This is a genomic window from Pseudomonas sp. 14P_5.3_Bac1 (genome assembly GCF_025466135.1).
Classification (GTDB): Bacteria; Pseudomonadota; Gammaproteobacteria; order Pseudomonadales; family Pseudomonadaceae; genus Aquipseudomonas.
Genome location: NZ_JANLOF010000012.1, coordinates 111,696 through 138,219, shown reverse-complemented (window position 1 = coordinate 138,219; position 26,524 = coordinate 111,696). Strand labels below are relative to the sequence as shown.

Here is a 26,524-nt window from a genome sequence, read left to right as displayed (position 1 = left end):
CAAGCCCGCTCCCACATTTGGATCTCAGTGGATCAGATGGATCATGTGTTGCTCTGCTTTTGATCTGACAAGCCCCGTCAACCACGCTGGCCGAACGCAGGCGAGGCCCCGAGTGGTGGGGTAAAGACCTTTGGGTTACTTTTGGCTGGGCCGGCATTCCGGGCGTTTGCCAAAAGTGACCCGCTGTAAGAGTAGAACCGCCAGCCGCCGTGACCGCAGCAACGGATATGTACACCAGACATCCCATTTGACTCCCCTCCCACCCCCATGCTCTCCTACACACCTTGTTTCGGGTGCCCTTCACAGGGTGAAACGGGAAACCGGTGACTTATGCCTGCACATAAGAAGTCCGGTGCTGCCCCCGCAACGGTAAGCGAGCGAAGCGTCATAACCACTGTGCCTGTACGGCATGGGAAGGCGATGCTTTTAGACCCAGCGTCCCTCGCAAGCCCGGAGACCGGCCCGAAAAAATTCAGATAACAAACCCGCGGTGGGCGGGCGCTGTTCAGAACCCTGCGTGCCCGGCTCGCAGGGTTTTCATGCGCTCGTTTCACCCCGAAACCCGAAGGGACGCGCCCATGTCGATCATCAGCAGCACCTCGCACTCCGCCAGTAGCACCGCCACCCTGAGCCAACGCCTGACCGCCGCTATCGGTGCGTCGATCCTCGGCGCGTGCCTGGTGTATTTCGCCGGTTTCTCGCATATCGAGGCGGTGCACAACGCTGCCCACGATACCCGCCACAGCGCCGCGTTCCCGTGCCACTGAGACCTGCCGACATGATCAAGCGTATCGCCCAAACCGCAGGTTTCACCGGCTTGCTCGCCGCCCTGCTGCTGACCCTGCTGCAAAGTTTCTGGGTCGCCCCGCTGATTCTGCAGGCGGAAACCTTTGAAAACGCCCCTGCCGCTGCCGAGGTCGTGCCCCATGTACACGCTGAAGGCGCCGCCGCTCACACCCACGACGCCGAAGCCTGGGAGCCGGAAAACGGCTGGCAGCGCGTGCTGTCCACCACTGGCGGTAACTTGGTGGTTGCGGTCGGTTTCGCATTGATGCTGGCCGGCCTTTACACGTTGCGCGCGCCAACCCGCACCGCTCAAGGGCTGCTGTGGGGCTTGGCCGGTTACGCGACGTTTGTACTGGCACCGACCCTGGGCCTGCCACCGGAGTTGCCGGGCACCGCTGCCGCCGACCTGGCGCAGCGGCAGATCTGGTGGGTCGGTACTGCGGCGTCCACGGCTGCGGGTATCGCGCTGCTGGTGTTTGGTCGCAACTGGCTGCTCAAAGTGCTGGGCGTGGCGATCCTGGCCGTGCCGCATGTGATCGGCGCGCCGCAACCTGAAGTGCATTCGATGCTGGCTCCAGAAGCATTGGAAGCCCAGTTCAAGATTGCCTCGCAACTGACCAACGTCGCCTTCTGGCTGGCACTGGGCCTGATCAGCGCCTGGCTGTTTCGCCGCAATCGCGACGATCAATACTCGGCATGACGCTGGTGGTAGGGCTGGGTTGCCAGCGCGGGTGTGATGTTCACACCCTGCTCGGCCTGTTTGACGCCGCCCTTGCCGAGGGCGGTATCGAGCGCCAGCGCATCACCGCGCTGGCCAGTATCGACCGCAAGCGCGATGAACCGGGGCTGCTTGCCCTGGCGCAAGTATTGAACCTGCCGTTGCAGTGTTTCAGCGCAACGCAATTGGCGGTGTTTGAACCGCGCCTCAGTCATAGATCTGCGGTCGCGTTTGCCCATACCGGCTGTTACGGCATCGCCGAAAGTGCCGCCCTGGCCTTGGCTGAACAGCTCTCCCACCGCCCCGCCCGCCTGCTGATCACGCGCAAAAAAGTCGCCCAGGCCACCTTTGCATTGGCCTGCGCCGACTAAAAACCCGATAATCGCCCTTCTCGATCATGAGCAATCTTCATGCTCGCCCGTTTTTCAACAGGAATTCCCATGACCGTCTACTTCATCGGCGCAGGCCCCGGCGACCCGGAATTGATTACCGTCAAAGGCCAACGGTTGATCCGCAGTTGCCCGGTGATCATCTATGCCGGCTCATTGGTGCCAGCGGCGGTGTTGGACGGTCATCAGGCGGAACAGGTGGTCAACAGCGCCGAACTGCACCTGGAACAGATCATCGACTTGATCAAGGCTGCCCATGCCAAGGGCCAGGATGTGGCGCGCGTGCACTCCGGCGACCCCAGCCTGTACGGGGCGATTGGCGAGCAGATCCGCCATTTACGTGAGGCGGGCATTCCCTTCCAGATCATTCCAGGAGTCACGGCGGTGGCGGCCTGTGCGGCGCTGCTGGAGACCGAGCTGACCCTCCCGGACATCGCCCAGAGTGTGATCCTGACCCGTTATGCCGACAGAACCCGCATGCCGCCCGGTGAGGATTTCGACAGCCTGGCGCGCCACGGCACGACCATGGCGATTCACCTGGGCGTTAATTACCTGGAGAAGATCGTCGCCGAGCTGTTGCCGCACTATGGCGCAGATTGCCCGATTGCCGTGGTGCACCGGGCGACGTGGCCGGATCAGGATTGGGTGGTGGGTACGCTGAGTGATATTGCCGAGAAAGTCGCCGCGAAGGGTTTCCGGCGCACGGCATTGATTGTGGTTGGGCGGGTGCTGGCGAATGACGGCTTCAGTGAATCCTCGCTGTACCGTGCAGGCCACGCGCACCTATATCGCCCCTGAAGGGTGGGAGCTGGCTTGCCTGCGATAGCGGTGTGTCAGTAACCGGACATGTCGACTGATCTGCCGTCATCGCAGGCAAGCCAGCTCCCACAGTTAATCTACTTTGTTAAGTAGATTGCGCAAGATACTGAATTTTAAGCATAAAAAACGGCGCTCACGGGGCGCCGTTTTTTTGTTCGCAGTGAACACCTTACTCAGTAGTAGGCGTTTTCTTTCTGCGTGTGGTCGGTCACATCACGTACGCCCTTGAGCTCGGGAATGCGCTCGAGCAAGGTGCGCTCGATGCCTTCACGCAGGGTCACGTCCGCTTGGCCGCAGCCCTGGCAACCGCCGCCGAACTTGAGGACGGCGATGCCGTCTTCGACGACATCAATCAGGCTGACCTGACCGCCGTGGCTGGCCAGCCCCGGGTTGATCTCGGTTTGCAGGTAGTAGTTGATGCGCTCGTTGACCGGGCTGTCAGCGTTGACATTCGGCACCTTGGCGTTGGGCGCCTTGATGGTCAACTGGCCGCCCATGCGGTCGGTGGCGTAGTCGACCACGGCGTCGTCGAGGAAGGCTTCGCTGAAGTTGTCGATGTAGGCGGTGAAGCTTTTCAGCCCCAAGGCGGTGTCTTCAGGTTTCTCTTCTCCGGGCTTGCAGTAGGCGATGCAAGTCTCGGCGTATTGGGTGCCGGGCTGGGTGATAAAGACGCGGATGCCGATACCTGGGGTGTTCTGCTTGGACAGCAGGTCGGCCAGGTAATCGTGGGCGGCGTCGGTAATGGTTATGGCAGTCATGGAAACTCCTCACAGGCTTGCGGGCAGTTTACGCCAAATCATTACAGAGGTACAAAGTCCTAGTGTTTTTGTCGGGATAAACTCGACCGTTCGTCGCCATCAAACCAGCCTTTGAGCACGCGATAACTGCCCTGCTCCAGCCATCGGTAGCTGCCCATGGCGCTCAGGCCGATGATCACCACGCACACGGCCAGCACGGCATAAGGGTTCAGGCCGTAACGCTGGGCCAGATAGCCACCGGCCGAAAGCACCAACACGTGCAACAAATACACCGAATAGGAGCAGTCCCCGAGCACTTTGAGCAGACGATAATTGACGAAAAATCGCTCAAGCGCCACGCACGCCACCACCAATACCGCGCTCGGCAGGCCCCAGGTCAAGGCGCGGGGCGAGGCCGGCCAATGATAGATCGCCAGCAGCGCTGCGGCGATTCCCAGCAGCGGCAGCCATAACCCCGGGCGAATCCAGCCCTTGCGGTAGAGCATGCCGATGCCGATGCCCATCAGAAACTCGACGACAATGTCCGAGCGATAGAACTCACTGATCCAGCCAAACGAGGTCCAGGCCTCGCAGACCGCAAACAGCAACGCCGCCACCACCAGCAGTCGCCATTGCCGACGAAACAGCAAGGCCCAGGCAAACAGCAGGTAAAAAAGCATCTCGTAGTTCAGCGTCCAACCGACGTTAAGGGTTGGGTAAACGCCATAACCACCGGGGTTTTGCGAAGGAATAAACAACAGCGACATCAACACATGGGCGGCATCGACGCTCTGGTCCGGCAACATTGGCCGGGCGACCACCACCAGTAACGCCATCAGCAGCGTGTAGAACCAGTAGGCCGGCACGATGCGCAGCAGACGGTACAACAGGAAGCGCCACGGCGGCAGGTCCTTGTCCTGGGTAGACAGGAAAATCACCAGGCCGCTGATGACAAAAAACACGTCCACGCCCGCGGCGCCCTTTTCGACAAATAACCTGCCCAAAGCCGTGTCCGCCTTGAAACCGAAGAAAATCTGCATGAAGTGGTGCCCTACCACCGTCCAGGCCGCCAGCGCGCGCAACGCCTGTACCGAGATCAACATTGTTTGCCGCCCTTCCCAACTCATCTAGATGAAGTTGGGACCATGGCGGACGGTCAAAGGGCGATCAAAGATTCTCGTAGCGGTTCATGTCCAGCACGCCTTCTTCCACCGGCGTGGTTTCGCGGATGTACTGCGACAAGTCGTGGAAATACTGCCAGAACAGCGGATGGCTGCGGCGCACGCCCCAGCGATCAACGATCTTCTCGAAGCGCTTGGCGTCCTTGGCATTCTCCATCGCCGCCACAAACTCGGGCACTTCCTGCGCCGGAATATTGAACATGAAGTTCGGGTAGCTGCTGATCACGCCGGGGTAGATGGTCAGGGTATCCAGCCCCGGCTGATAGCGGTAAGCCTCGCCCAATAAAAACGCCACATTACTGTGCGCCCGGTTGCGCAGCATGCTGTAAACCACGCGTTTGCCGCTGGCCGTTTCAACGCGCAGCATGGTCGCTTCCGGCAACTGGTCGATCACCTTGAGCCCCGCCGCCGGCCTCGACGTCAGGCGACTAAGCGCCTGCTCCGCATCCTGCAGCGCCGGCTCAATCCCGTCGCGCGAGCAATAGGCACTGGTGCAGCGGTTGATCGGATCCGGGCTGGCATTCAAATAGCCATAACGCGTCAGCAACTGCTTGGCAAAATCGCGCTTCGGGTCCTTTTCATCCAGGTGCAAGCCGCTCGGCTTGTCATCATCAATCGCTTCATAGTCCAGCCACAGCTTGAGCTTGCCGCTGTTCTGGTACCAATCATCCATAAAATCATCGCGGGTATCGGCCGGCATCAGACGCAGGAAGTTCTGCTCGGCGCCATTGCGGATCAGGTCGAAATATAGCCGGGTCTGGGCCTGGTGCGACACGTTGCCGAACACATCGAAGTTCACCGCCAACTGGTAATAAGTGCGTTCCAGCAACGGGTAATCGAACAACCACATCGTTTGCGGCACCTCGCCGATCAGGCCCTTGGTCACCGAGGCACTGTCGAAATGGCGGAAAATGCTCAACAAGGCATTGTCATTACCCGCCCACAGGCTCGACCAACTCGGCGGCGGCAAATCTGCGTAGCTGTCACGGCGCAAAGCCTCGTACTGGTTGCGCTTGTCGCGATAGGCCAGCCACAGGCCGAGCACGCTGCCCACGTCGTCGTTCTGCCCCGGCATCGCCAGCAATGGCGTGGCCTGGCCGCGATAACGCGCATCGGTGATGTACAGGTCGTGGTCCGGGTCCTGGAACAGGGTCCAGAAATTATCGCGGATCACGTCCGTGGCGATCTGCCCACGGCACACCGGCCCGCGAATAAAGGTGCGCACGAAGTATTCGGCGTTATCGAGCATGAACTGGTATCGCGCCTTGGCCGGAATCGCCTCAAAGGTCTCGAACGGGTTGGCCCGGCGCCCCGGACCATAGCCCGGCAAGGCATTGACCTGCCAGTCACCGGCGTAGAACAGCGCCTTGATGCGGGCCATTTTCGCCGCGCTGAACGGGTACGTGATGTGCGTTTTGTGCACGATCACACCCTGCACCGGCCAGAGGCGGTAATAAACCTGGGTGCCTGGATCATCGTTGGGCCGACGGGTGGCGATCAAATCAATCGGCTGGCCGCTCGGCGTGCGTGAACGCACCCATTGGAAGAAATGCCCCGGCTCGCCGTCCTCGAAGTAAATGTGCGCCAGGAACAAATGCTCATACAACCAGCGCGCAACCAGGCTTTCGCGGGCGCCGGGCTGGTTGAACAGGTTTTCCCACTGCTGCACCTGCAAGGCTTCCCTGGCGCTGGGCGCCAGGCCTTGCTCATCAATCGGTGCGCCGGATGCCAGCCAGCGCTGCAGCGTCTGGTATTGCTGGTCGGTCAGGCCGGTGACGGCCAGCGGCATGCCTTCCTTGGGATGCGCGCCGGCGTAGGCATTGAACTCGCCGGGCATGGCACACAGGTTCTGGCGGTTCAGGCCCAGCATGATCTCGTCGGGCAGTTTGGCATTGGGTTCAAGTGGCGCGTTATGGCCCAACTCCAGCATGCGCGCCATCAATGCGGCCTGGCTGCCCTGGGCGTCCAGCACCGAGTAGAAGCCCTTCTGCTGCCAGGCCTGCTTGCCGAAGGCATCAGCGAACAACCGGGTGGTCGGTGCGGCCTGGCTGCGTTCGCCGTCGTAGACCGGCACTTTGGTCGCGCCGCGCGCCGCGCCCTCGGCACTGCCCAGGTTGAGCTGGCAGGCTGAGTCGTAACAGGCGTGGCAGGCCACGCACTTTTCGGTGAAGATCGGCTGAACGTCGCGGGTATAAGAAATCGCCGGGGCGGGACTGTTTAGCGGTAAAGCCTGTGCATGAGCGCTGCTGGCTATCAAGGCCAGGACGGCGCTGATGATGAGGCGAAGTGACATGTATCCGGTCCCGATTCAATGCGTGCGATATAAAAGTGCCAGCAGTCTACCGGGCCAGGCCCTGCCCCAACATGAACGATATTCATGCAAAACCTGGGCATGCTCCAAATCGGCACAGGTTTGCTATGATTCACGCCCTCCGAAATGCCTGACCAGAGTAGTCCCATGTCCGATCGTAGTGCTCGTCTGCAAGCCCTTCACCAAGCCCTCAAGGAACGCATCCTGATCCTCGACGGCGGCATGGGCACGATGATCCAGAGCTACAAGCTTGAGGAAAACGACTACCGCGGCAAACGCTTTGCCGACTGGCCGAGCGACGTCAAGGGCAACAACGACCTGCTGGTGATCACCCGTCCGGACGTGATCGGCGGCATCGAAAAGGCCTACCTGGACGCCGGCGCCGACATTCTGGAAACCAACACCTTCAACGCCACGCGCATCTCCATGGCCGATTACGGCATGGAAGAACTGGCCTACGAATTAAACGTAGAAGGCGCGCGACTGGCGCGCAAGATCGCCGACGCCAAGACCCTGGAAAACCCGGCCAAGCCGCGTTTTGTCGCCGGCGTGCTGGGCCCGACCAGCCGTACCTGCTCGCTGTCGCCGGACGTGAACAACCCCGGCTACCGCAACGTGACCTTTGACGAGCTGGTGGAAAACTACACCGAAGCCACCAAAGGTCTGATCGAAGGCGGCGCCGACCTGATCCTGATCGAAACCATTTTCGACACCCTCAACGCCAAGGCCGCGATCTTCGCCGTGCAAGGCGTGTTCGAGGAACTGAACGTCGAACTGCCGATCATGATCTCCGGCACCATCACCGACGCCTCCGGCCGTACCCTGTCGGGCCAGACCACCGAAGCGTTCTGGAACTCCGTCAGCCACGCCAAGCCACTGTCCGTGGGCCTCAACTGCGCGCTGGGCGCCAGTGAACTGCGTCCGTACCTGGAAGAGTTGTCGAACAAGGCCAATACCCACGTTTCCGCGCACCCGAACGCCGGCCTGCCCAACGAATTCGGCGAATACGACGAGCTGCCGTCGCAAACCGCCAAGGTCATCGAAGAGTTCGCCCAGAGCGGCTTCCTCAACATCGTCGGCGGTTGCTGCGGTACCACGCCAGGCCACATTGAAGCCATCGCCAAGGCCGTGGCCGGCTACGCACCGCGCCCGATTCCGGACATTCCCAAGGCGTGCCGCCTGTCGGGCCTGGAGCCGTTCACCATTGATCGCAGCTCGTTGTTCGTCAACGTCGGCGAGCGCACCAACATCACCGGCTCCGCACGTTTTGCCCGCCTGATCCGTGAAGACAACTACACCGAAGCCCTGGAAGTCGCCCTGCAGCAGGTGGAAGCCGGCGCGCAGGTGATCGACATCAACATGGACGAGGGCATGCTGGATTCGAAGAAGGCCATGGTGACCTTCCTCAACCTGATTGCCGGCGAGCCGGACATCTCTCGCGTACCGATCATGATCGACTCCTCCAAGTGGGAAGTGATCGAAGCCGGCCTCAAATGCATCCAGGGCAAGGGCATCGTCAACTCCATCAGCATGAAGGAAGGCGTCGAGCAGTTCATTCACCACGCCAAGCTGTGCAAGCGCTATGGCGCCGCCGTGGTGGTAATGGCCTTCGACGAAGCCGGCCAGGCCGATACCGAAGCGCGCAAGAAAGAAATCTGCAAACGCTCCTACGACATCCTCGTCAATGAAGTCGGCTTCCCGCCGGAAGACATCATTTTCGACCCGAACATCTTCGCGGTCGCCACCGGTATCGAGGAGCACAACAACTACGCCGTCGACTTCATCAATGCCTGTGCCTACATCCGCGACGAGCTGCCGTACGCGCTGACCTCGGGCGGCGTGTCCAACGTGTCGTTCTCGTTCCGTGGCAACAACCCGGTGCGTGAGGCGATTCACTCGGTGTTTTTGCTGTATGCGATCCGCAATGGCCTGAGCATGGGTATCGTCAATGCCGGCCAGCTGGAGATCTACGACCAGATCCCCGCCGAGCTGCGCGATGCGGTGGAAGACGTGGTGCTCAACCGCACGCCGGAAGGCACCGACGCCCTGCTGGCCATCGCCGACAAGTACAAGGGCGACGGCAGCGTCAAAGAAGCCGAGACCGAAGAATGGCGTGGCTGGGACGTCAACAAGCGCCTGGAACACGCGCTGGTCAAAGGCATCACCACGCACATCGTTGAAGACACCGAAGAATCGCGCCAGTCGTTCGCGCGCCCGATCGAAGTGATCGAAGGCCCGCTGATGTCCGGCATGAACATCGTCGGTGACCTGTTCGGCGCCGGCAAAATGTTCCTGCCCCAGGTGGTGAAGTCCGCCCGGGTGATGAAGCAGGCCGTGGCCCACTTGATTCCGTTTATCGAGCTGGAAAAAGGCGACAAGCCGGAAGCCAAGGGCAAGATCCTGATGGCCACCGTTAAAGGTGACGTACACGACATCGGCAAGAACATCGTCGGCGTGGTGCTCGGTTGCAACGGCTATGACATCGTCGACCTGGGCGTGATGGTGCCGGCAGAGAAGATCCTGCAGGTGGCCAAGGAACAGAAGTGCGACATCATTGGCTTGTCCGGCCTGATCACGCCGTCGCTGGATGAGATGGTGCACGTGGCCCGCGAGATGCAGCGCCAGGACTTCCACCTGCCGCTGATGATTGGTGGCGCCACCACCTCCAAGGCGCACACGGCGGTGAAGATCGAGCCCAAGTACAGCAATGATGCAGTGATCTACGTCACCGACGCCTCGCGCGCAGTGGGCGTGGCCACGCAATTGCTGTCCAAGGAGCTGAAGGCCGGCTTCGTCGAGAAAACCCGCCTGGAATACATCGACGTGCGCGAGCGTACGTCCAACCGCAGCGCCCGAACCGAGCGCCTGAGCTACCCGGCGGCCATCGCCAAGAAACCGCAGTTCGACTGGAGCACCTATACCCCGGTCAAGCCGACCTTTACCGGCGCTAAGGTGCTGGACAATATCGACCTCAAGGTGCTGGCCGAGTACATCGACTGGACGCCGTTCTTTATCTCCTGGGACCTGGCCGGCAAGTTCCCGCGCATCCTCGAAGACGAAGTGGTCGGTGAAGCGGCCACCGCGCTCTACGCCGATGCCCAGGAAATGCTCAAGAAGCTGATCGACGAAAAACTCATCAGCGCTCGCGCGGTGTTCGGTTTCTGGCCGACCAACCAGGTGCAGGACGATGACCTGGAAGTCTACGGCGACGATGGCCAGCCGATTGCCAAGCTGCATCACCTGCGCCAGCAGATCATAAAGACCGACGGCAAGCCGAACTTCTCGCTGGCCGACTTCGTGGCGCCAAAAGACAGCGGCGTGACCGACTACATCGGTGGCTTCATCACCACCGCCGGTATCGGCGCCGAAGAAGTCGCCAAGGCTTATCAGGACGCTGGCGACGACTACAACTCGATCATGGTCAAGGCCCTGGCCGACCGCCTCGCCGAAGCCTGCGCCGAATGGCTGCACCAGCAAGTGCGTAAAGAGCACTGGGGTTACGCCAAGGACGAGCAACTGGACAACGAGGCGCTGATCAAGGAGCAATACAGCGGCATCCGCCCGGCTCCCGGCTACCCGGCGTGCCCTGATCACACCGAGAAGGCCCAACTGTTCCAATTGCTGGACCCCCAGGCGCGCGAAATGCACGCCGGGCGCAGCGGCGTGTTCCTCACCGAGCACTACGCGATGTTCCCGGCGGCGGCGGTCAGTGGCTGGTACTTCGCCCATCCGCAGGCGCAGTACTTTGCCGTGGGCAAGGTCGACAAGGATCAGGTCGCGAGCTACACCGCGCGCAAAGGCCAGGACCTGGCCGTGACCGAGCGCTGGCTGGCGCCGAACCTGGGTTACGACAACTGATCGTCTAATGGCCCAGCGCGGCGATCTCCCGCGCTGACAGCACGTTTATCAAGGCCTGGCGCTGCACCTTGTTGGCCTTCTGCAACGCCTCCATCTGCTGCAGGTACGCCGAATTCATGTCGGGGTAGCGATCCTCCAGCGCAGAGGCGCTGTCCGCCAGCGTCTGCTGCAGCCGGGCGAACGCGTCCGGGTACTGCTGTTGCAGATAATCGACCCAGTACGCGCGCGCCGTCAGTTGCTCGATGAACAGCGGTGTCTGTTCGCGGGCCATGATCGTCGTATAGGCCGCCTCCAGGTCGACTGGCCGTACTCCGGAAAGACCTTCGTAAAGCATGCTTGCAGGTTGCCTGGGCAAGGCCAGGCGCCGGGCCAGGCCGATACGGTAGGCCAGGCGTATTTCGGCCGGGTCGGTGCCCGGGTTTTCGCGGATCCGCACGCTCGCCACCGCCTCCAGCTGGTCAAGGCGGAATAACCCTCTGGACAGGTTCAACAGGGCGCGCCCCTTGTCGGTGGGGTCGATGGCACGCAGGGCATTGAACTCATAAACTTCGACTTCCAGCGCGTTGAACAACAGCATGCGGCCATCCCCACAGGTCACCGCAAGCCTGGAAGCACGCGCGATGCCCATCAGCCGCTCGCACAAGGCCGCATCGCCGTAGGCCGCCTCCAGCACCTGCCAAACCCGCCCGGCCAGGTCGGCGCGGTCGAGTTCGAAGTCGCGGGTATTACGCAGTTGCGCCAGTATGTTGGAGAAATCACCGCTGTCGTCACGGGCGATCACCGTGTCCCATATCGCATGTTTTTCCGAGTCGACGGGCACGCCGTCAAACCAGCGTGCCTTTTGCACCGCTGCCGGCTCCAGCTCAGGGTGAACATCAGGTTGTTCGTCATCGGACTCGGCCCCGTACCCCGCCAACTGATCGTCAATTTCCTCGGCACTGAAACCCAGCCCGCGCTCGGTTTCGCGTTGATACTCGCGCAGGCGGATCAACGCCTCCTCAAGCAGCAGGTTGCCGGACAAATCGGTACCGGCCATCAAGGCAGCATGTTGCGGCTCAAATGCTTCGGCAGGGATCACAGCTATCGGGTAGTTGTTCCTGAGATCGAGGCGGGTCAGCGCGGGGGCTTGCAACGCGCCGGTGGGCCATTCGGACAACCGGTTGCGACTCAGATCCAGGCTTTGCAGGCGGTCAAGCCCGGTGAGGTCAAACGTGCTCAGGGCGTTGCGCCCCAGGTCCAACACTTGCAGGCGCGGCAAGCCACGCAGTTGGCCCTGCAACGGCACGTTGGCCGCCAGCGCGTTGTCGTGGATACCCAGTTCGGTCAGGTCTGCCATCTGCGTTAGGGCCTCGGGCAACGTGCCCATACGGTTGCCGTTGAGCATCAGGCGGTTCAAGCGCGGGAAGGCGCGTAGAAAATCATTCGAGGCGGTGGTGAGCCGCACACCGCTCAGGTCCAGCGCCCGCACATGGTTGAAGGTGACCGGCAGCGCCGGCAGGTCACCGAGGATCAGGCCGCTCAAGTCAAGCGCAGCGTCATTGGCGGGCGCCTGGATGCCTCGCACGTCGCTCAGCGTCTCTCGCCAGCAGGCCAGCAGCCGATCAGCGGCGCGCCGGCGATCGGTCGCGTTGACCCACTCGTTACGGTTGCGCACGGCGGGCCTGTCAATCCAGCCATTTAGCCGCTCGATCATCTGGGTGTGCTGCGCCTGCCACTGGCGCAACGCCGTTTCGATCTGCGTGGCACTCACGTCCTGCGCCAGCCATGTGTCGATTCGCTTGCCGGCCTGGGTGGCATCAAGCTGTGGATCAAGGCGTTGCAGGCGCTCGGCCGAGGTCAGTGACGCCTCGGTGTCTTTGGGCGCCAATGCCAACGGCATTATCAGGTCCGGGTGCTGCGACACTTCTACCGGGAAGAACATGGGATCGCCGCCGGTCATCCCGGCCGCCAGTACGTTGCGATCAATCCCGAACGGCCTGTCAAACATGCTCGCCATGGGTCTTCCGGCGCTGGTGCGGCGGGCAAAAGCCTGCGCCACGGCCAGCGCCGTCGGGCTCAAGCGGCAACCGCGCAGGCTGGTGCCGGCCAGCAACACATCGTGCCCGGCCAGCACCGCTTCGGGAATGCCGGTGACGGCACTGTGGCTGAGGTCGAGGAAACCCAGGTGCTGCAGGTTCAGCACACCCTCAGGCCAGTCGACGATCGCGGTCTGCCCCAGGTTCAGCGACACCAGTTCTGTCAGCGACGTGACGCTCAGCCGGCCAACGCGGTTCATCGACAAGTCCAGCCGTCGCAGTGCTTTGAGGCGGTTCAGCCGCGTCTGGGTGGGCGTGGTGATCGTCAGTTCGTTGCCACACAGACTCAGGTCAGTCAGGTGTTCCAGCGTCTCAAGGGCCTGAGGCAGCTCGGTCAGGCGGTTGTGACTCAGATCCAGTTCGCGCAGCTGCACAAAACGGCCCACGAACCCATTCACCTGCGCCGCCGTGAGCTTTGCACCGGCCAGGATCAAACGCCGGATGTGCGGGAACAGCGTATTGCCCAGCGCCGGCAAATCGCCCGGCGCACCATATTCGCGCAAGTCCAATGTCTCTCTCATCGGCTCGCCACGGCCTCGCGACGGGCCCGCCACCGGTTCGCGGGTCGCGTACCGGGCAGCCAGCGCGTCACGCCAGCACACGCGCAGCCGGTCCGCCAGCGTCTGGCGATGGTGGGAGGGCATTTGCTCGCCCTCGACGCGCGCGCCATCGCGGCTTTGCCATTCAATCAGCGGCGCATCCCAGGCGCGATACGCCTCGTGCAGCGCCTCGACCTTATTCAGCAACGCACAGCCCGCCAGGCCGTCCTGATGGAACGCGGCGAGTGCACTGGCGGCGAAGGTCGGGACATGCGGCACCAGCGCTTCCAGGCGCTGTTCACAGTACTGCGCGACGATGTACGGTTCGTCCACCAGATGCGCCGGATTGCCCTGCACGTAGTCAAAGGCCTGTCGGAACGCCTGCGGTTCCAGGGCCTTCCAGTTCAACCTCAAGCGGCGCCACAAACGCTCATGCCCCGTGAACAGTTCGTCGGGCAGTGCGGCGATCTGCACGCCGGTCAGGTCGGCCGACTCAAGCCCCTCAAGCGCCAGCAGCCCTGCCGGCCATTCGCGCAGGTTGCCGGCCAGCCGCAACGTACGCAAACGCGGCAGCGCACGGTAATCCAGGGCCGGAAGGCTGCCGGTCAAGTGCAACTGCTCCAGCTGGTTCATGCCTTGAAGCGCCTGGGTCAATGCCGGCGAATACTCGCCGAAAAACGTCGGCAGCTCGAGCTTGAGCTCGGTAATGCCGGTGAGCCCCGCGAGCACGTCGGCGAATGCAGCCATGTTGGCTGAATCAATGGCAATATCGAGGGCTTCGAGCGCGCCAAACTGTTCGGAAAGTGCACCTGCGGCGAGCTGTGAACTGCTGATTCGCACCTTGCGCACATGGGAAAAATCGGCAGCCCAGGTCGGCAACGGCTCGGTGCCCAACAGATTGAGTTCGAACAACGGCGCCTGCCCGCGGTACACACCGTTTCTCCAGCCGGCGATGAGCCGCTCGGCAATATCGCGCCGGGTTGGCCAGTTGGCCCCCCGAGGATAGGCAGGCACGGCGCCTTCGACCCAGGTGTCCAATGCTGCGCGCAAGCCCTCGAACTCTCTGCGTCGGTTCTCCAACAGGTGGAACACCTGCTGATCGGAATCGCCGGCAAGCAGTCGACTCCTGACGAACTGCAACGCCTGCTGATCATCCAGATTGGGATAAATATCGCGCACCCTGGCAACCAACGGCTCGTCGGCAAACCCCACCGCATCACCGCTGGCCGCATAACCCGGTTGACCGGTCGGGCTTCGTACCCGGCGACCGGCGCCGGCCTTGAGCGGCTCGCGCTTGAGGATGCGCGACATGGCCTCGCGGTGGCTGCACGCGTAGTCCGCCACTTGCTTGCGCAACGTCTCAGCCGGCTCGCCCTGCAAAGACTCGCGCAGCGCATCAGGCAGCGCGTGCAGCAGCGACTCAAACAGATTGCGACCGTACCGGGGAAGGCTATTGAGTGCCCTGCCCTCGGCATCCAGCAGCCGAAAACTCTCATCCGCCTTGATCAGGTAATAACGCGTTGCGGCCTGTTCTGCGCCGATGCTGTCCACCAGCGGCCCTTTGATGCCCAGGGACCGTTCTTCGATGCGAATAGCCGTCGACCAACCGGGCAGTTGCTCAAGGCTGTGCAGCGCCAAGCGATCACTGGCCGCAGAGGCCAGGTTTTCGCGGTACACGCCTGCCAGGGCGCGGCTCAGACTGCCCTGATGCAGGTGCACGCGAATGGCTTTGGCCAGGCGCAGAGACACCCGGCCACTGCTGCGCAGTTGGCTCAACTCAGCAGCGCTGGCACTGGCCAGTACCCGCTGCGCGGCTTCTGGCGAGAGTGAGGTAAAACTGCGCTGCAGTGCGCGAGTGTCGGTGTCTGGCGGCGCCCGTCGGCTCTGGAGGCTGTCGAACAGCGCCTTCTTGCGGGCCTGCGCCTGATCGGCCAGACGCTCTCTGAACACCTGCACCTGGTCGGCGCCGGCCTGGATGCTTTCTCGGCCCAGCAAACGGCTGATTTGCTCGTCATTGAGGGCTGCCAGCACGTGCGCCGGCAATTGCCCGGTATCGACCTGCGCCTGGGTGATCTTGATCGTGGGCCTTGCACTGCCCGGCGACGCTGCGCCAAACCGCTGGGAAGTGCCCCAGGGCTCGGGCCCGCTGAACACCTCCACCACCTCCTCGACCGGCCAACCCGGCATGTCCACGGCCAGCGGCACCATGAACTGGCAGAGGCCCTCCACGCAGGCGCCTTCGCGGATTTGCCTGATCACCTCGTCCGCCTGGCAGTCTGCCTCGAACAGCCGGGCCATCTCCAACAACTCCGGCGGCGGCGCCTGTTGATCCATGTGCAGTTTGCGCAATTGATCATCACTGATCCCGCAGACGTCGGCGATCTGTTCCAGTTGCGCATCGGAAAATGGCTCCATGTGCAGCCCGCAGCGGCGCAGCAATGTGCTGCGACGCCATGTCAACGGCCGCTCCAGCGTGTGCCGCCAGGCACCGTGCCCGTTGTGTTGCACAATCGGCTGATAGGCGTCGATCTCAGTCGGGTGCTTGATCCGCCATTGCTTGCTCACCGGGTCGAAGGTCTTTTCGTAAACATTGCCCTCCAGCGCAATGTAGGTTTTGCCTGCTACCGGGTATTGCCCCAACGCGTTGGGTTCAAGCCCCTTGAGCGAGACGCTGCTTTTGTAGGCCGCAAGGTCGGGATGCCACAAGCGCAGTTTGCCGAACGGCGTGACCACCCGGCTCATGCCGTTGACGAAGCGCGACGGCACAACCGGCGGCGCCCTGCCCGCCACGGCACCCAGCGCGGCCATGAACGCGACGTTCTGCATCACCGAGGCAAGATGCGCCCAGGCCTCGTCGCTGTCGCCAGCGTTCCAGGCTTCCACGCCTTGATAAACCTCATAGCCGATCTGTATGGCGGTGACGGCCATCATCACTTCGCCCAGGCCCGGCACCAAAAACGCCGCCACATTGAGGAGGTTCAAGCCCCATTCGGCCCAGTGCTTGAGGCGATTGACCCAGGCATCGTGATCGACTTGCGCGGTGGGCACCGCCAGCAACTTTGCGTTGGACCTGAGGCATGCAAGGTGCCGTTCGTACAGATGGCCGAACACCTCGACGTTGATGAAGGTCTCTTCGGGCCGCAGGTTGACGTTGTCGTTCCAGACTTCTTCGTACATCCCGTGGGCGTAGGCCGCAGTGTTGTAATTGGGCCCTGGGGGCAGCGGGTTCGGGTTCCAGCGCGTGGTCTTCAATTGGCTTCTAAGCCGCCGAAGGAACATCTGCGCTTCATCCTGGGCCAAGAAGCCGGTAAAAAAACGCTGGTAGTCCACCGAGCGCAGGTTGAGCGCCAACTGCGCGGTGAACGCCTTGAGCGATGCGTACTCCCTGACGGGGTTACGCGGATCGCCGGGGATCCACACGATGATTCGACTGTCGCCCACCTGGGGTTTGAGCAGCTCGGCCGCCGGCAGGAAAACGTCGATGAGCGTCACCACGCCCGGCAACGGCTTGCGCGCGCTGGCGCCGATGATCAGCACCTCGCTCACCTGCGCCCCCAACAGGTTCAACTGGCTGTAAGCCACCGGCTTGCCATCCAGGCTCGGTGCGGGATGGGCATCGAGTATCGCCAGCAACGTGGCGTAGGCCGTGGGGCTGAGGGTCGAGCGCAGGCGAGCGATGTGAGCTTGTACCCGCAGCGTGTCCTTGTTTGCCTCGATCATCTGCCGGCGCACCTGCGCCGCAGTGGCTGGCGTCTCAAACACGCCGCTCAGGTGTTGCTGGTACTGCTGACCCAGGTCCAGTTCGCGGCACAGGCTGGCGAAGTCCTCAGGACTGATCGACAGCTTGTCGCGCAGGCGGTAACGCCATTTCGCAAAGGGATAACGCTCGCTTTCATCGTACGCCAGGGTGTCCAGCGACCCCGCTGGCGCCAGCGCACTGGTTTCCTGCAACGCGGTTTCATCAAACCGTTCGCCGTCTTCGAAGTTGCGCAGCGCGGCTTGCAACAGCGACTGCTGTTCGACCCGGTTGGGCGCGTGCAGGTGGAACAGCGCGGTGGTGTTGACGTCGGGTGTTTGGCCGAATGTCTTGTGCAATGCCTCGGCCAGCAACGGCTCGGCAAACTCGGTGACGCCTTTGAAGTCTTTCAGCGTTGCTGCCAGGGCCTGGCTGGAGGCCTGGCGCCGGCGGCCGCTGTCATCCAGGGCCTGGCGCAATGCTGGGCTGGCGGCGGCAAAGGCCTCGGGGTAGGCGCTCTTGAAGCGCTGCACCGGATCGCGGGCGCGGTTGAGGGCCTCGATGTCCGGCGCCGCCAGGTGTTTGATCCATCCGGGCAAACGGGTCTTGATGAAGGGAACATGAAGTGAAGGGGCAGGCATGTGTGCAGATTCCTGATGCGTCTTGAGGAAGCATCAGAAAATCACGCTGGCGGCCCCGCGAAGCGGTGCACTTTTATCGCCCGCTGCGGGGAATTGACTATGCTTGCTCAGGATCGACCGGATCCGCATGACGAGGGTTTTATGAACGACTCACCCAATAAGCCCCCTACTTTCTGGCAAATGCTGCACAGCGTGATGGCCGCAGCCTTCGGGGTGCAAAGCGGGAAGAACCGCGCGCGCGATTTTACTCACGGCAAGCCCAGCCACTTCGTGATCATGGGAATTGTGTTCACGGCGGTGTTTGCGCTGACCTTGTTCGCCATCGTCAAGCTGGTGCTGCACCTGGCAGGCGTTTGAGTGCGCTCAAGGCGTTAACAGCTGCAAACCGAACGGGTAAACGTAACCGGCGGGTTTGCCCTGGGCCGACAATGCCCGAAAATTCACGCCGTAGACCTGCGCCGCGTTGATGTCCAGCAGACGCTGGGCAAGGTCCGGGCCGATCAACTCAAACAGATCGAGCCTGCGTTCATTCACGCCGTTCTGGCGGATATCCAGCCCCAGCGCATCGTCATGCAGCAGCACCATCGCCCAGCCGCCAAGGGTGAAGTGCCCCGCCACCAATGCGCTCAAGCGCCCATCGAGGCGGGCCCGCAATACTTCGGGCGAACTGTTGACGGCGCTGAACAGCACCTCCTTGCCCGGCGTACGCCCAGTGGCTTGCAGCGCCTCCATCGCGCCCAGCGCCATTTCATCATTGGCCGACCACACCAGCGCGGTTTGCGGATAACGTTTGAACAGTTGTGTGGCCTGGTCGAACGCGCGCTGGCGGCTCCACTCGCCGTACACCAGCTGGCGCAAACGCACGTAGGGAAAATCGACCAGAGCCCGCTGTAAACCCTGCTCGCGCAGCTGCGCCGCCGGCGTGGTCTTGGCCCCGGAAAACGCCAGCAGATCGAGGGTTTGGCCGGGTGCGACGGGGCCATGCTGACGCAGCAGCTCTTTGAGCATCAGGTAACCGGCATCCTCATCATTAGCGATAAGACTGCCGAGCCAGTTGGGATAGCTGTGTGCATTGAGCAATTGCACCTGGTCGCTGGTGAGGGCGTTATTCACGATCAGCAGCTTGACTGGGCTGCCCTGGGCCATGCGCAGAATCTGCGGGGCGACGTATCGCTCATTCACCAGCACCAGGTAATCAGGCCGCTCGCTGCCTTGCAGCGCTTCGCGGGCCTGTGCCAGGGTGTTACGCGGGTCGCGCTCGGAATAAAGCACGCGCAAATCCAGGCCGAGGTCCTTGGCAGCGGCCTGCATGAATTGCGCGTAGTTGACCCAGAAGGTTTCCGTGGACGTGCCAGGGTTGAGAAACACCACCGACGCGGCGTGGGCCGTGGCCCCGAACGTCGATCCCAGCAACCACACACACGCAATAAAAACCTTCAACATAGTTGTCAGAACCTTGAACGTTGACGGCCATGATAGTGGCAATACGACAGTCAATCGAGGTCCAATCAACGCTGGTTTATTGGTGGCTAACCCAGAACACGGCGGTTCCAACCACCAGGATTATCAGAAACAAAATCGCCCAGGCATCAACGGTACTGTCGGGTTTACGGGCTTTGGTCGAATTGCTCATTGCATCGCCTCTTATCGGTTTTATAGGTGATTGCACTCAAACACGCTCACAGTAAAGTTGATGATTGCCCGCATGACAAATGTGGGTATCGCGATAACCCTTCTCATTAGGCATTTTGGTTATTTGCATATACTCAAACATCACTTTTGCGCATAAACGCAAACTGGTATCGTGCGCCGGCTCCGTTGGGAGTGCGCGGCCGTGCGCGCAGATTTGCCGAGAACAGGACCTATATGTACGTATACGACGAATACGATCAGCGCATCATCGAGGACCGCGTCAAGCAGTTCCGTGATCAGACCCGACGCTACCTAGCAGGTGAACTGAGCGAAGAAGAGTTCCGCCCTCTGCGCCTGCAAAATGGCCTTTATGTTCAGCGCTTTGCGCCGATGCTGCGGGTTGCCGTGCCTTATGGCCAACTGACTTCCCGTCAGACACGCATGATGGCCAAGATTGCCCGCGACTTCGACAAAGGCTACGCCCACATCAGTACCCGCCAGAACGTACAGTTCAACTGGCCGGCGCTGGAGGACGTGCCGGACATCCTGGCCGAGCTGGCCACCGTGCAGATGCACGCCATTCAGACCAGCGGTAACTGCCTGCGCAACGTGACCACCGACCAATTCGCCGGTGTGGCGGCCGATGAGCTGATCGACCCGCGTCCGTGGTGCGAAATCGTGCGTCAGTGGACCACCTTCCACCCTGAATTCGCCTACCTGCCGCGCAAGTTCAAGATCGCCATCAATGGCTCGACCTCGGACCGCGCCGCCATCGAAGTGCACGATATTGGCCTTGAGCCGGTGCACAACGCGGCCGGCGAGCTGGGTTTCCGCGTGCTGGTCGGTGGTGGCCTGGGCCGTACGCCGGTCGTTGGCGCGTTCATCAATGAATTCCTGCCCTGGCAAGACCTGTTGAGCTACCTCGACGCCATCCTGCGGGTCTACAACCGCTACGGACGTCGTGACAACAAATACAAGGCCCGGATCAAGATCCTGGTCAAGGCGCTGACCCCTGAGGTATTCGCGCAGAAAGTCGACGCTGAAATGGAACACCTGCGCGGTGGCCAAACCACGCTGACCGAAGCCGAAGTACACCGCGTGGCCAAGCACTTCGTCGATCCTGAGTACAAGGCCCTGAGCAATCAGGACGCCGAGTTGGCTGCACTCGATCAGCAGCACCCAGGTTTCGCGCGCTGGCGCACCCGCAACACCCTGGCGCATAAAAAGCCGGGCTATGTCGCCGTGACCCTGTCGCTCAAACCCACCGGCGTTGCGCCGGGTGACATCACCGACAAGCAGCTGGACGCCGTCGCCGACCTGGCCGAGCGCTACAGCTTTGGCCAACTGCGCACCTCCCACGAGCAGAACATCATTCTCGCGGACGTTGAGCAGAGCCAGCTGTTCACCCTGTGGGGCGAGCTGCGCGAAGGCGGTTTCGCCACGCCGAACATCGGCTTGCTGACCGACATCATCTGCTGCCCGGGCGGCGATTTCTGCTCCCTGGCCAACGCCAAATCGATCCCGATTGCCGAATCGATCCAGCGCCGTTTCGACGACCTGGACTACCTGTTCGACATCGGCGAGCTGGACCTGAACATCTCCGGTTGCATGAACGCCTGTGGTCACCACCACGTCGGCCACATCGGCATCCTGGGCGTGGACAAGAAAGGCGAAGAATTCTACCAAGTGTCCCTGGGCGGCAGCGCCAGCCGCGATGCGAGCCTGGGTAAGATCCTCGGCCCATCCTTCGCCCAGGAAGCCATGCCCGAGGTGATCGGCAAACTGATCGATGTGTACATCGAACAGCGCACCGAAGATGAGCGTTTCATCGACACCTACCAGCGCATCGGCATCGACCTGTTCAAGGAGCGCGTCTATGCAGCGAATCATTAAGAACAACGAAGTCCTCGACGAAACCTGGCACCTGCTGCCCAAGGACGCGGGCTTCGACGGCATTTCCAACTGCGACGACCTGATCGTGCCGTTGGCCCTGTGGCGCGAGCACGGCCATGCCCTCAAGGCCCGCGACGGCGGCCTGGGTGTGTGGCTGGACGCCGATGAAGAAGCCGAAGAGATCGGCGCCGACGTGGAGCACTTCCAGGTCATCGCCCTGAACTTCCCGGCCTTCACCGACGGGCGCAACTACTCCAACGCACGCCTGCTGCGTGACCGCTACGGCTTCAAGGGCGAGCTGCGCGCGATTGGCGACGTGCTGCGCGACCAGCTGTTTTATCTGCACCGTTGCGGGTTCGACGCCTTCGCCTTGCGTGCCGACAAAGACCCGTACGAAGCGCTGGAAAGCCTCAAGGATTTCTCGGTGACGTACCAGGCTGCCACGGATGAGCCGTTGCCGCTGTTTCGTCGTCGCTAAGCGTTAGCCCATGAAAAAGCCCTGGCATGCCAGGGCTTTTTTATGTCCGCTCGGTACAGCAATGAGCGAGCCACGAGGACTGTGGGGGGTTGCAATCGTGACTGCACATGCAATGTCAGCAACACAAAAGCACCACTGTGGGCGCACGATGACGCAATCTTCACACTAAAGGATGAACATCCGCCTTGATCGAACTGTCCCCTATTGATCAGCAGTTTTTAACCTCACTGACGATTGGAGTTTTTCATGGCGAAAATCAACCTGGCCCAGCAATTGGCGACCACCCTTGAACAGGCGGGCATCAAGCGCATCTGGGGCCTGACCGGCGACAGCCTCAATGGCTTGACCGACGCCTTGCGCACCATGGACAGCATCGAATGGATGCACGTGCGCCACGAAGAGGTGGCCGCGTTCGCCGCCGGTGCCGAGGCCGCCGCCACCGGCGAATTGACGGTGTGCGCCGGCAGCTGTGGGCCGGGCAACCTGCACTTGATCAATGGCCTGTTCGACTGCCATCGCAACCACGTGCCGGTGCTGGCCATTGCTGCGCAAATCCCCTCCTCCGAAATCGGCTTGAACTACTTTCAGGAAACCCATCCCCAGGAGCTGTTCAAGGAGTGCAGCCACTTTATCGAGTTGGTGACCAACCCTGCGCAGATGCCCCAAGTGCTGCACCGCGCGATGCGCTCGGCGATTCTTAACCGTGGCGTGGCGGTGGTCGTCATTCCAGGCGATGTGTCGTTGCAGGAAGTGGAAAACACCCTCAAACCGTGGCCGGCCCTGCATGCGCCGCGCACCTTGCCGGCGGAACAGGACCTGCAACGCCTCAGCGAAATCCTGCAGAGCAGCGAGAAAGTCACCTTGCTGTGCGGCAGCGGTTGCGCCGGTGCCCATGACCAGGTCGTGGCCCTGGCCGATGCCCTTGGCGCACCGGTGGTGCACGCGTTGCGCGGCAAAGAACATGTGGAATGGGACAACCCGTTTGACGTGGGCATGACCGGCCTGATCGGGTTCAGCTCGGGTTACCACGCCATGCTCAACTGCGACACGCTGATCATGCTCGGCACCGACTTTCCCTACCGCCAGTTCTACCCGACCGACGCAAAAATTATCCAGGTCGACCGTAATCCGCAGGCGCTCGGGCGTCGGGCCACGCTGGACCTGGGCATCGCCGCCGACGTCAGCGAAACCATCAACGCGCTGCTGCCACGCTTGACGCGCAAAACCGATCGCAGCTTTCTCGAGACTTCGCTTAAGCATTACGAAAAAGCCCGCCAAGGCCTGGACGACCTGGCGGAACCCTCAAAGGCCGACCGGCCGATCCACCCACAGTACGTTGCACGCTTGCTCAGTGAGTTGGCGGACGACGATGCCATCTTCACGGCCGACGTCGGCTCGCCCACCGTGTGGGCCGCACGCTACCTGAAGATGAACGGCAAGCGCCGCCTGATCGGCTCGTTCAATCACGGTTCGATGGCGAATGCGATGCCTCAGGCCATCGGCGCTCAGGCGGCCTTTCCCGGACGCCAAGTGATTTCGATGTCCGGCGACGGCGGTTTCGCCATGCTGATGGGCGATTTCATCTCGTTGGCGCAACTGAAACTGCCGGTAAAAGTCATCGTGTTCGATAACTCCTCACTGGGTTTCGTCGCCATGGAAATGAAAGCCGCCGGCTACCTCGACACCGGCACCGAGCTGAAAAACCCGGACTTTGCGGCCATGTCCAACGCCATGGGCATCCTGGGCATCCGTGTGGAGCAATCCGAAGACCTTGAGCCGGCCCTGCGTCGCGCCCTTGCCCATGACGGCCCGGTGCTGGTGGACGTGGTCACGGCGACGCAGGAATTGGTCATGCCGCCGAGCATCAAGCTGGAACAGGCCAAGGGTTTCAGCCTGTACATGCTCAAGGCAGTGATGAGCGGGCGTGGCGACGAAGTGATCGAGCTGGCGCGCACCAACTGGTTGCGCTGAGCTTTAGTCGCAGGGTGTTTCAGTGGCGCCGGGCAGCGCCATAGCGGAGCACCACCTGGGTGACGACCTCGACCATGCGCGGGTCGGCATCCGGCGCGCTGAACAGGCGAAACTCGGCATCGGGCAATGCGGGCAACCCGTGCTCGGCGCCGAGGACCGCCAAGCCTGGGCCCACTTGGCTTTGCGCCATCGGGGCCACGGCAAAACCGGCCGATGCCGCGGCGTGCAACGCTGCATAGCTGGCGCACTGCATGGCCGTACGCTGAGCAATTCCAGCTTGAGCAAGCCTTGACAGCGCCGCCTCGCGGTACGGACAGGGCTCGGGAAACAAGGCCAGTGGCAACGGCGTCGGCAATGCCGCCAGCGGTTGTACCGACCAGGCCCACACCAACGGTTCGCGCCATAACGCCAGGCCCGGCTCACTGGACTCGCACAACGAACCCACCACCACATCCAGCTCGCCCTGTTTCATCAAACTCAGCAACGAACCGGGAATGCCCACCTGCACGCTGATATGCAGGCCAGGGTACTGCGCGGCAACGTCCTGCAGCTCCCGCAGCAAACGCGCCTCGGCGAACTCCTCCGACACGCCTACGCGAAGGCTTCCTTCAAACGCCGAACGCGTCAGTTCTGCCCAGGCATCACGATGCAGCGCCAGGATGCCGCGCGCATAGGCGATCAATCGCTGACCATCCGGCGTCAACTGTTGGGAACGCGTGGTGCGCGTCAGCAGCGGTTTGCCGACCTGTTCTTCGAGGCGGCGCAAATGCCCGCTGACGGCCGATTGCGTCAGGTGCAGGCGCTCACCGGCGCGGCTGAAGCCGCCTTCGTCCACGACCGCGACGAAGGTCTTGAGCAGCAAGGCATCAAACATATTCTGATAGGTGATCAATAGACGATGGAAATACGATTTATATTTCATCGAGCGCTATGTTGCAATGTTCAGATCATCTTTCCTGAGACCTGTCATGACCACTCTTCTGCACATTGAATGCTCGCCGCGCAAACAGCGCTCTGCGTCGCTGGAAATCGCCCGACAATTCATCGCGCGTTATCAGCACAACGCCCCGGACACCCGCGTGGTGACGCTGGACCTTTGGGCTCTGGACCTGCCGGAGTTCGATGGCCCGATCATGGAGGCCAAATATGCCGGCCTCAGCGGCACAGCATTGACCGAGGAACAGGCGGCAGCCTGGGACGCGCTGAGATCGCTGGCGGCCCATCTGCATCAGGCCGACTTGCTGGTGTTCTCGGTGCCGCTGTGGAATTTCGCGCTGCCCTACAAGCTCAAGCACTTTATCGACGTGGTTTCGCAGAAAGGCGTGCTGTTCGAGTTCAGCCCGGAGCATGGCTTGCGCGGGTTGCTGCATGACAAAACGGCGGTGAATGTGTATGCGCGGGGCATGGATTTTTCAGCGCCTGACGCACAGGCGATGGACTTTCAGAAACCGTACATGGAGGCCTGGCTGGGGTTTATCGGCGTGACCGATGTGCACTCGCTGTCTGTGGAAAAAACTATCTTGGGGCCGCAAGTGGATCAGGCGTCTCGCCAGGCAGCCACCGAGCAGGCCCTGGCGCTGGCAGACCGCCTCGCTTGACCACGGGGCGGCGGCAGGCGCCAGCTTGCCGGCGAAGGCGATGTGATTGGCAGCGCCAGGCGTGAGGGCCAATCGCCGGCAGGCAGGTTCCTACACAGGCAGACGCATCAGGCTGACTGCTTTTCTACCCACTTGCCGTAGGCGTCGATAAACGCCTGCAGGAACGGCCTGGTCTTTTCCGAGAGTTTTCCTGCGTCATCAAACACGCTGCCCGCGCCCCCCAGGTACGCTTCCGGTTGCTGCATGCACGGCACATCAAGGAACACCAGCGACTGGCGCAGGTGATGGTTGGCGCCGAAGCCGCCAATCGCTCCGGGCGACACACTGATGACCGCCCCCGGTTTGCCGCCCCAGACACTTTGCCCGTAAGGACGAGACCCTACGTCAATGGCATTCTTCAACGGTGCGGGCACGGAACGGTTGTATTCGGGCGTCACAAACAACACCGCGTCGGATGAGCGTACTTGCTGACGGAAACTACTGTAGGCTGCGGGCGGCGATGCTCCCTCGAGGTCTTCGTTGTAGAGCGGCAAATCGCCAATTTCCACAATGTTCAATTTGAGAGTGGCAGGGGCCAGATCGGCCAGGGCCAGGGCGACCTTGCGGTTGATCGAGTCTTTTCTCAAGCTGCCAACCAGGACGGCAATCGTGTAGACCTTGCTCATGGAGGTTTTCCCGACGTTTGACTAAGGAGCTTGCAGTTATAAAGTCTTCGCCGCAGGTTCACCAGAAGGTTTTGATAATTCCGCAGACGTTTGCCGGGCAGTGACTTGCGTAGGAAGACTCTGAAAACATCAGCGAATAGTATTTTTTTTCCATAGGTAAACTACCCCGCTCCATGACGGTCTACAGAACCGCAAATCGAGTGTTTATCTCCAGAGGTTCTAAACAGATGGCTGCAGTACTTGTCGGACAGTTTCATGCCAGAGACGCGGAAGGACGCGTGTATTCGGTGCATGAGTTTCAGGAATCCAACCCGGTGCAAGGCGACCTGGCTGGCTCGGCGCCTACCACTACCTACAAGCTGGCCATTGGCGATCGTGTAGAGAAACTGGAAGGCGATGAATTCAAATTGATCCAGTCGGGGACCATTATCGTCCGCGAATCGCAAACGACCCTCGCGTCATAAGATCTCGGCTTATCGACCTGCTCAGTCCTGGCC

General features: G+C 61.6%; 18 protein-coding genes and 1 riboswitch. Of the genes, 11 read left to right on the top strand and 7 right to left on the bottom strand.

Going from position 1 to position 26,524, the window contains the following annotated elements; genetic code table 11:
• Window positions 1–274 precede the first annotated feature (274 nt).
• Window positions 275–481: riboswitch (cobalamin riboswitch) on the top strand.
• Between the two features lie 97 nt (window positions 482–578).
• The 4 genes from NTD89_RS03625 (at window position 579) to cobM (ending at window position 2,691) form a co-directional block, all read left to right on the top strand.
• Window positions 579–767: a CbtB-domain containing protein gene (locus NTD89_RS03625; RefSeq protein WP_032875937.1), complete on the top strand. Its 189-nt coding sequence runs from the start codon at window positions 579–581 to the stop codon at window positions 765–767.
• Between the two features lie 11 nt (window positions 768–778).
• Window positions 779–1,486 carry a CbtA family protein gene (locus NTD89_RS03620; protein WP_262206480.1) on the top strand — a complete coding sequence of 236 codons (708 nt, stop codon included), beginning with the start codon at window positions 779–781 and terminating at the stop codon, window positions 1,484–1,486.
• Window positions 1,483–1,875 carry a cobalamin biosynthesis protein gene (locus tag NTD89_RS03615; protein ID WP_262206479.1) on the top strand — a complete coding sequence of 131 codons (393 nt, stop codon included), beginning with the start codon at window positions 1,483–1,485 and terminating at the stop codon, window positions 1,873–1,875. The genes NTD89_RS03620 and NTD89_RS03615 overlap by 4 nt, the downstream gene beginning before the upstream one ends.
• Window positions 1,876–1,944: 69 nt before the next feature.
• A complete protein-coding gene (gene cobM / locus NTD89_RS03610) occupies window positions 1,945–2,691 on the top strand; it encodes a precorrin-4 C(11)-methyltransferase (RefSeq protein ID WP_262206477.1) in 747 nt (248 codons plus the stop codon).
• 194 nt (window positions 2,692–2,885) lie between these two features.
• Here cobM and nfuA read toward each other — a convergent pair whose 3' ends face one another.
• The 3 genes from nfuA to NTD89_RS03595 form a co-directional block, all read right to left on the bottom strand.
• Window positions 2,886–3,470, bottom strand: coding sequence for a Fe-S biogenesis protein NfuA (nfuA, locus tag NTD89_RS03605; protein WP_017136914.1), 585 nt, complete (start codon window positions 3,468–3,470; stop codon window positions 2,886–2,888).
• A 59-nt stretch (window positions 3,471–3,529) separates the two neighbouring features.
• Window positions 3,530–4,552, bottom strand: a complete 1,023-nt coding sequence (locus tag NTD89_RS03600; RefSeq protein ID WP_242197609.1) for an acyltransferase family protein — start codon at window positions 4,550–4,552, stop codon at window positions 3,530–3,532.
• Between the two features lie 64 nt (window positions 4,553–4,616).
• The gene (locus NTD89_RS03595; protein ID WP_262206476.1) at window positions 4,617–6,923 is read right to left on the bottom strand and encodes a fatty acid cis/trans isomerase; all 2,307 of its coding nucleotides are present in this window, start codon (window positions 6,921–6,923) and stop codon (window positions 4,617–4,619) included.
• A gap of 165 nt (window positions 6,924–7,088) precedes the next feature.
• On the opposite strand from NTD89_RS03595, the gene metH reads away from it, so the two are divergent.
• Window positions 7,089–10,799 (top strand): methionine synthase, encoded by a 3,711-nt coding sequence (metH, locus tag NTD89_RS03590; RefSeq protein WP_242197613.1) that lies wholly within the window; start codon window positions 7,089–7,091, stop codon window positions 10,797–10,799.
• 4 nt (window positions 10,800–10,803) lie between these two features.
• Here metH and NTD89_RS03585 read toward each other — a convergent pair whose 3' ends face one another.
• Window positions 10,804–17,790: an NEL-type E3 ubiquitin ligase domain-containing protein gene (locus tag NTD89_RS03585; protein ID WP_262206475.1), complete on the bottom strand. Its 6,987-nt coding sequence runs from the start codon at window positions 17,788–17,790 to the stop codon at window positions 10,804–10,806.
• Window positions 17,791–17,931: 141 nt separating this feature from the next.
• Here NTD89_RS03585 and NTD89_RS03580 point away from each other — a divergent pair, with 141 nt between their 5' ends.
• A complete protein-coding gene (locus NTD89_RS03580) occupies window positions 17,932–18,147 on the top strand; it encodes a DUF2970 domain-containing protein (protein ID WP_145165989.1) in 216 nt (71 codons plus the stop codon).
• Between the two features lie 6 nt (window positions 18,148–18,153).
• On the opposite strand, the gene NTD89_RS03575 is transcribed toward NTD89_RS03580, so the two are convergent.
• Complete coding sequence (locus NTD89_RS03575; RefSeq protein ID WP_262206474.1) at window positions 18,154–19,233, bottom strand: ABC transporter substrate-binding protein; 1,080 nt, start codon at window positions 19,231–19,233, stop codon at window positions 18,154–18,156.
• Between the two features lie 423 nt (window positions 19,234–19,656).
• Between NTD89_RS03575 and NTD89_RS03570 the strand changes: the two genes are divergently transcribed.
• From NTD89_RS03570 to poxB, 3 genes are all read left to right on the top strand, one after another.
• Window positions 19,657–21,315, top strand: coding sequence for a nitrite/sulfite reductase (locus tag NTD89_RS03570; protein WP_017136919.1), 1,659 nt, complete (start codon window positions 19,657–19,659; stop codon window positions 21,313–21,315).
• Window positions 21,299–21,793: a DUF934 domain-containing protein gene (locus tag NTD89_RS03565; RefSeq protein ID WP_262206472.1), complete on the top strand. Its 495-nt coding sequence runs from the start codon at window positions 21,299–21,301 to the stop codon at window positions 21,791–21,793. Before NTD89_RS03570 ends, NTD89_RS03565 begins: the two co-directional genes overlap by 17 nt.
• 246 nt (window positions 21,794–22,039) lie before the next feature.
• Window positions 22,040–23,764, top strand: coding sequence for a ubiquinone-dependent pyruvate dehydrogenase (poxB, locus tag NTD89_RS03560; RefSeq protein WP_262206471.1), 1,725 nt, complete (start codon window positions 22,040–22,042; stop codon window positions 23,762–23,764).
• A gap of 19 nt (window positions 23,765–23,783) precedes the next feature.
• Here the strand turns inward: poxB and NTD89_RS03555 are convergent, their stop codons facing one another.
• Entirely contained in the window at window positions 23,784–24,638 is an 855-nt protein-coding gene (locus NTD89_RS03555; RefSeq protein WP_242197924.1) for a LysR substrate-binding domain-containing protein, read from the bottom strand.
• A 94-nt stretch (window positions 24,639–24,732) separates the two neighbouring features.
• Between NTD89_RS03555 and NTD89_RS03550 the strand changes: the two genes are divergently transcribed.
• On the top strand, window positions 24,733–25,362 hold the full coding sequence (locus NTD89_RS03550) for an FMN-dependent NADH-azoreductase (RefSeq protein WP_262206470.1): 630 nt from the start codon (window positions 24,733–24,735) through the stop codon (window positions 25,360–25,362).
• Window positions 25,363–25,469: 107 nt separating this feature from the next.
• Here the strand turns inward: NTD89_RS03550 and NTD89_RS03545 are convergent, their stop codons facing one another.
• The gene (locus NTD89_RS03545; protein WP_145165974.1) at window positions 25,470–26,027 is read right to left on the bottom strand and encodes an NADPH-dependent FMN reductase; all 558 of its coding nucleotides are present in this window, start codon (window positions 26,025–26,027) and stop codon (window positions 25,470–25,472) included.
• 227 nt (window positions 26,028–26,254) lie between these two features.
• On the opposite strand from NTD89_RS03545, the gene NTD89_RS03540 reads away from it, so the two are divergent.
• Window positions 26,255–26,491: a hypothetical protein gene (locus tag NTD89_RS03540; RefSeq protein WP_106578721.1), complete on the top strand. Its 237-nt coding sequence runs from the start codon at window positions 26,255–26,257 to the stop codon at window positions 26,489–26,491.
• The last annotated feature ends 33 nt before the right edge of the window (window positions 26,492–26,524 follow it).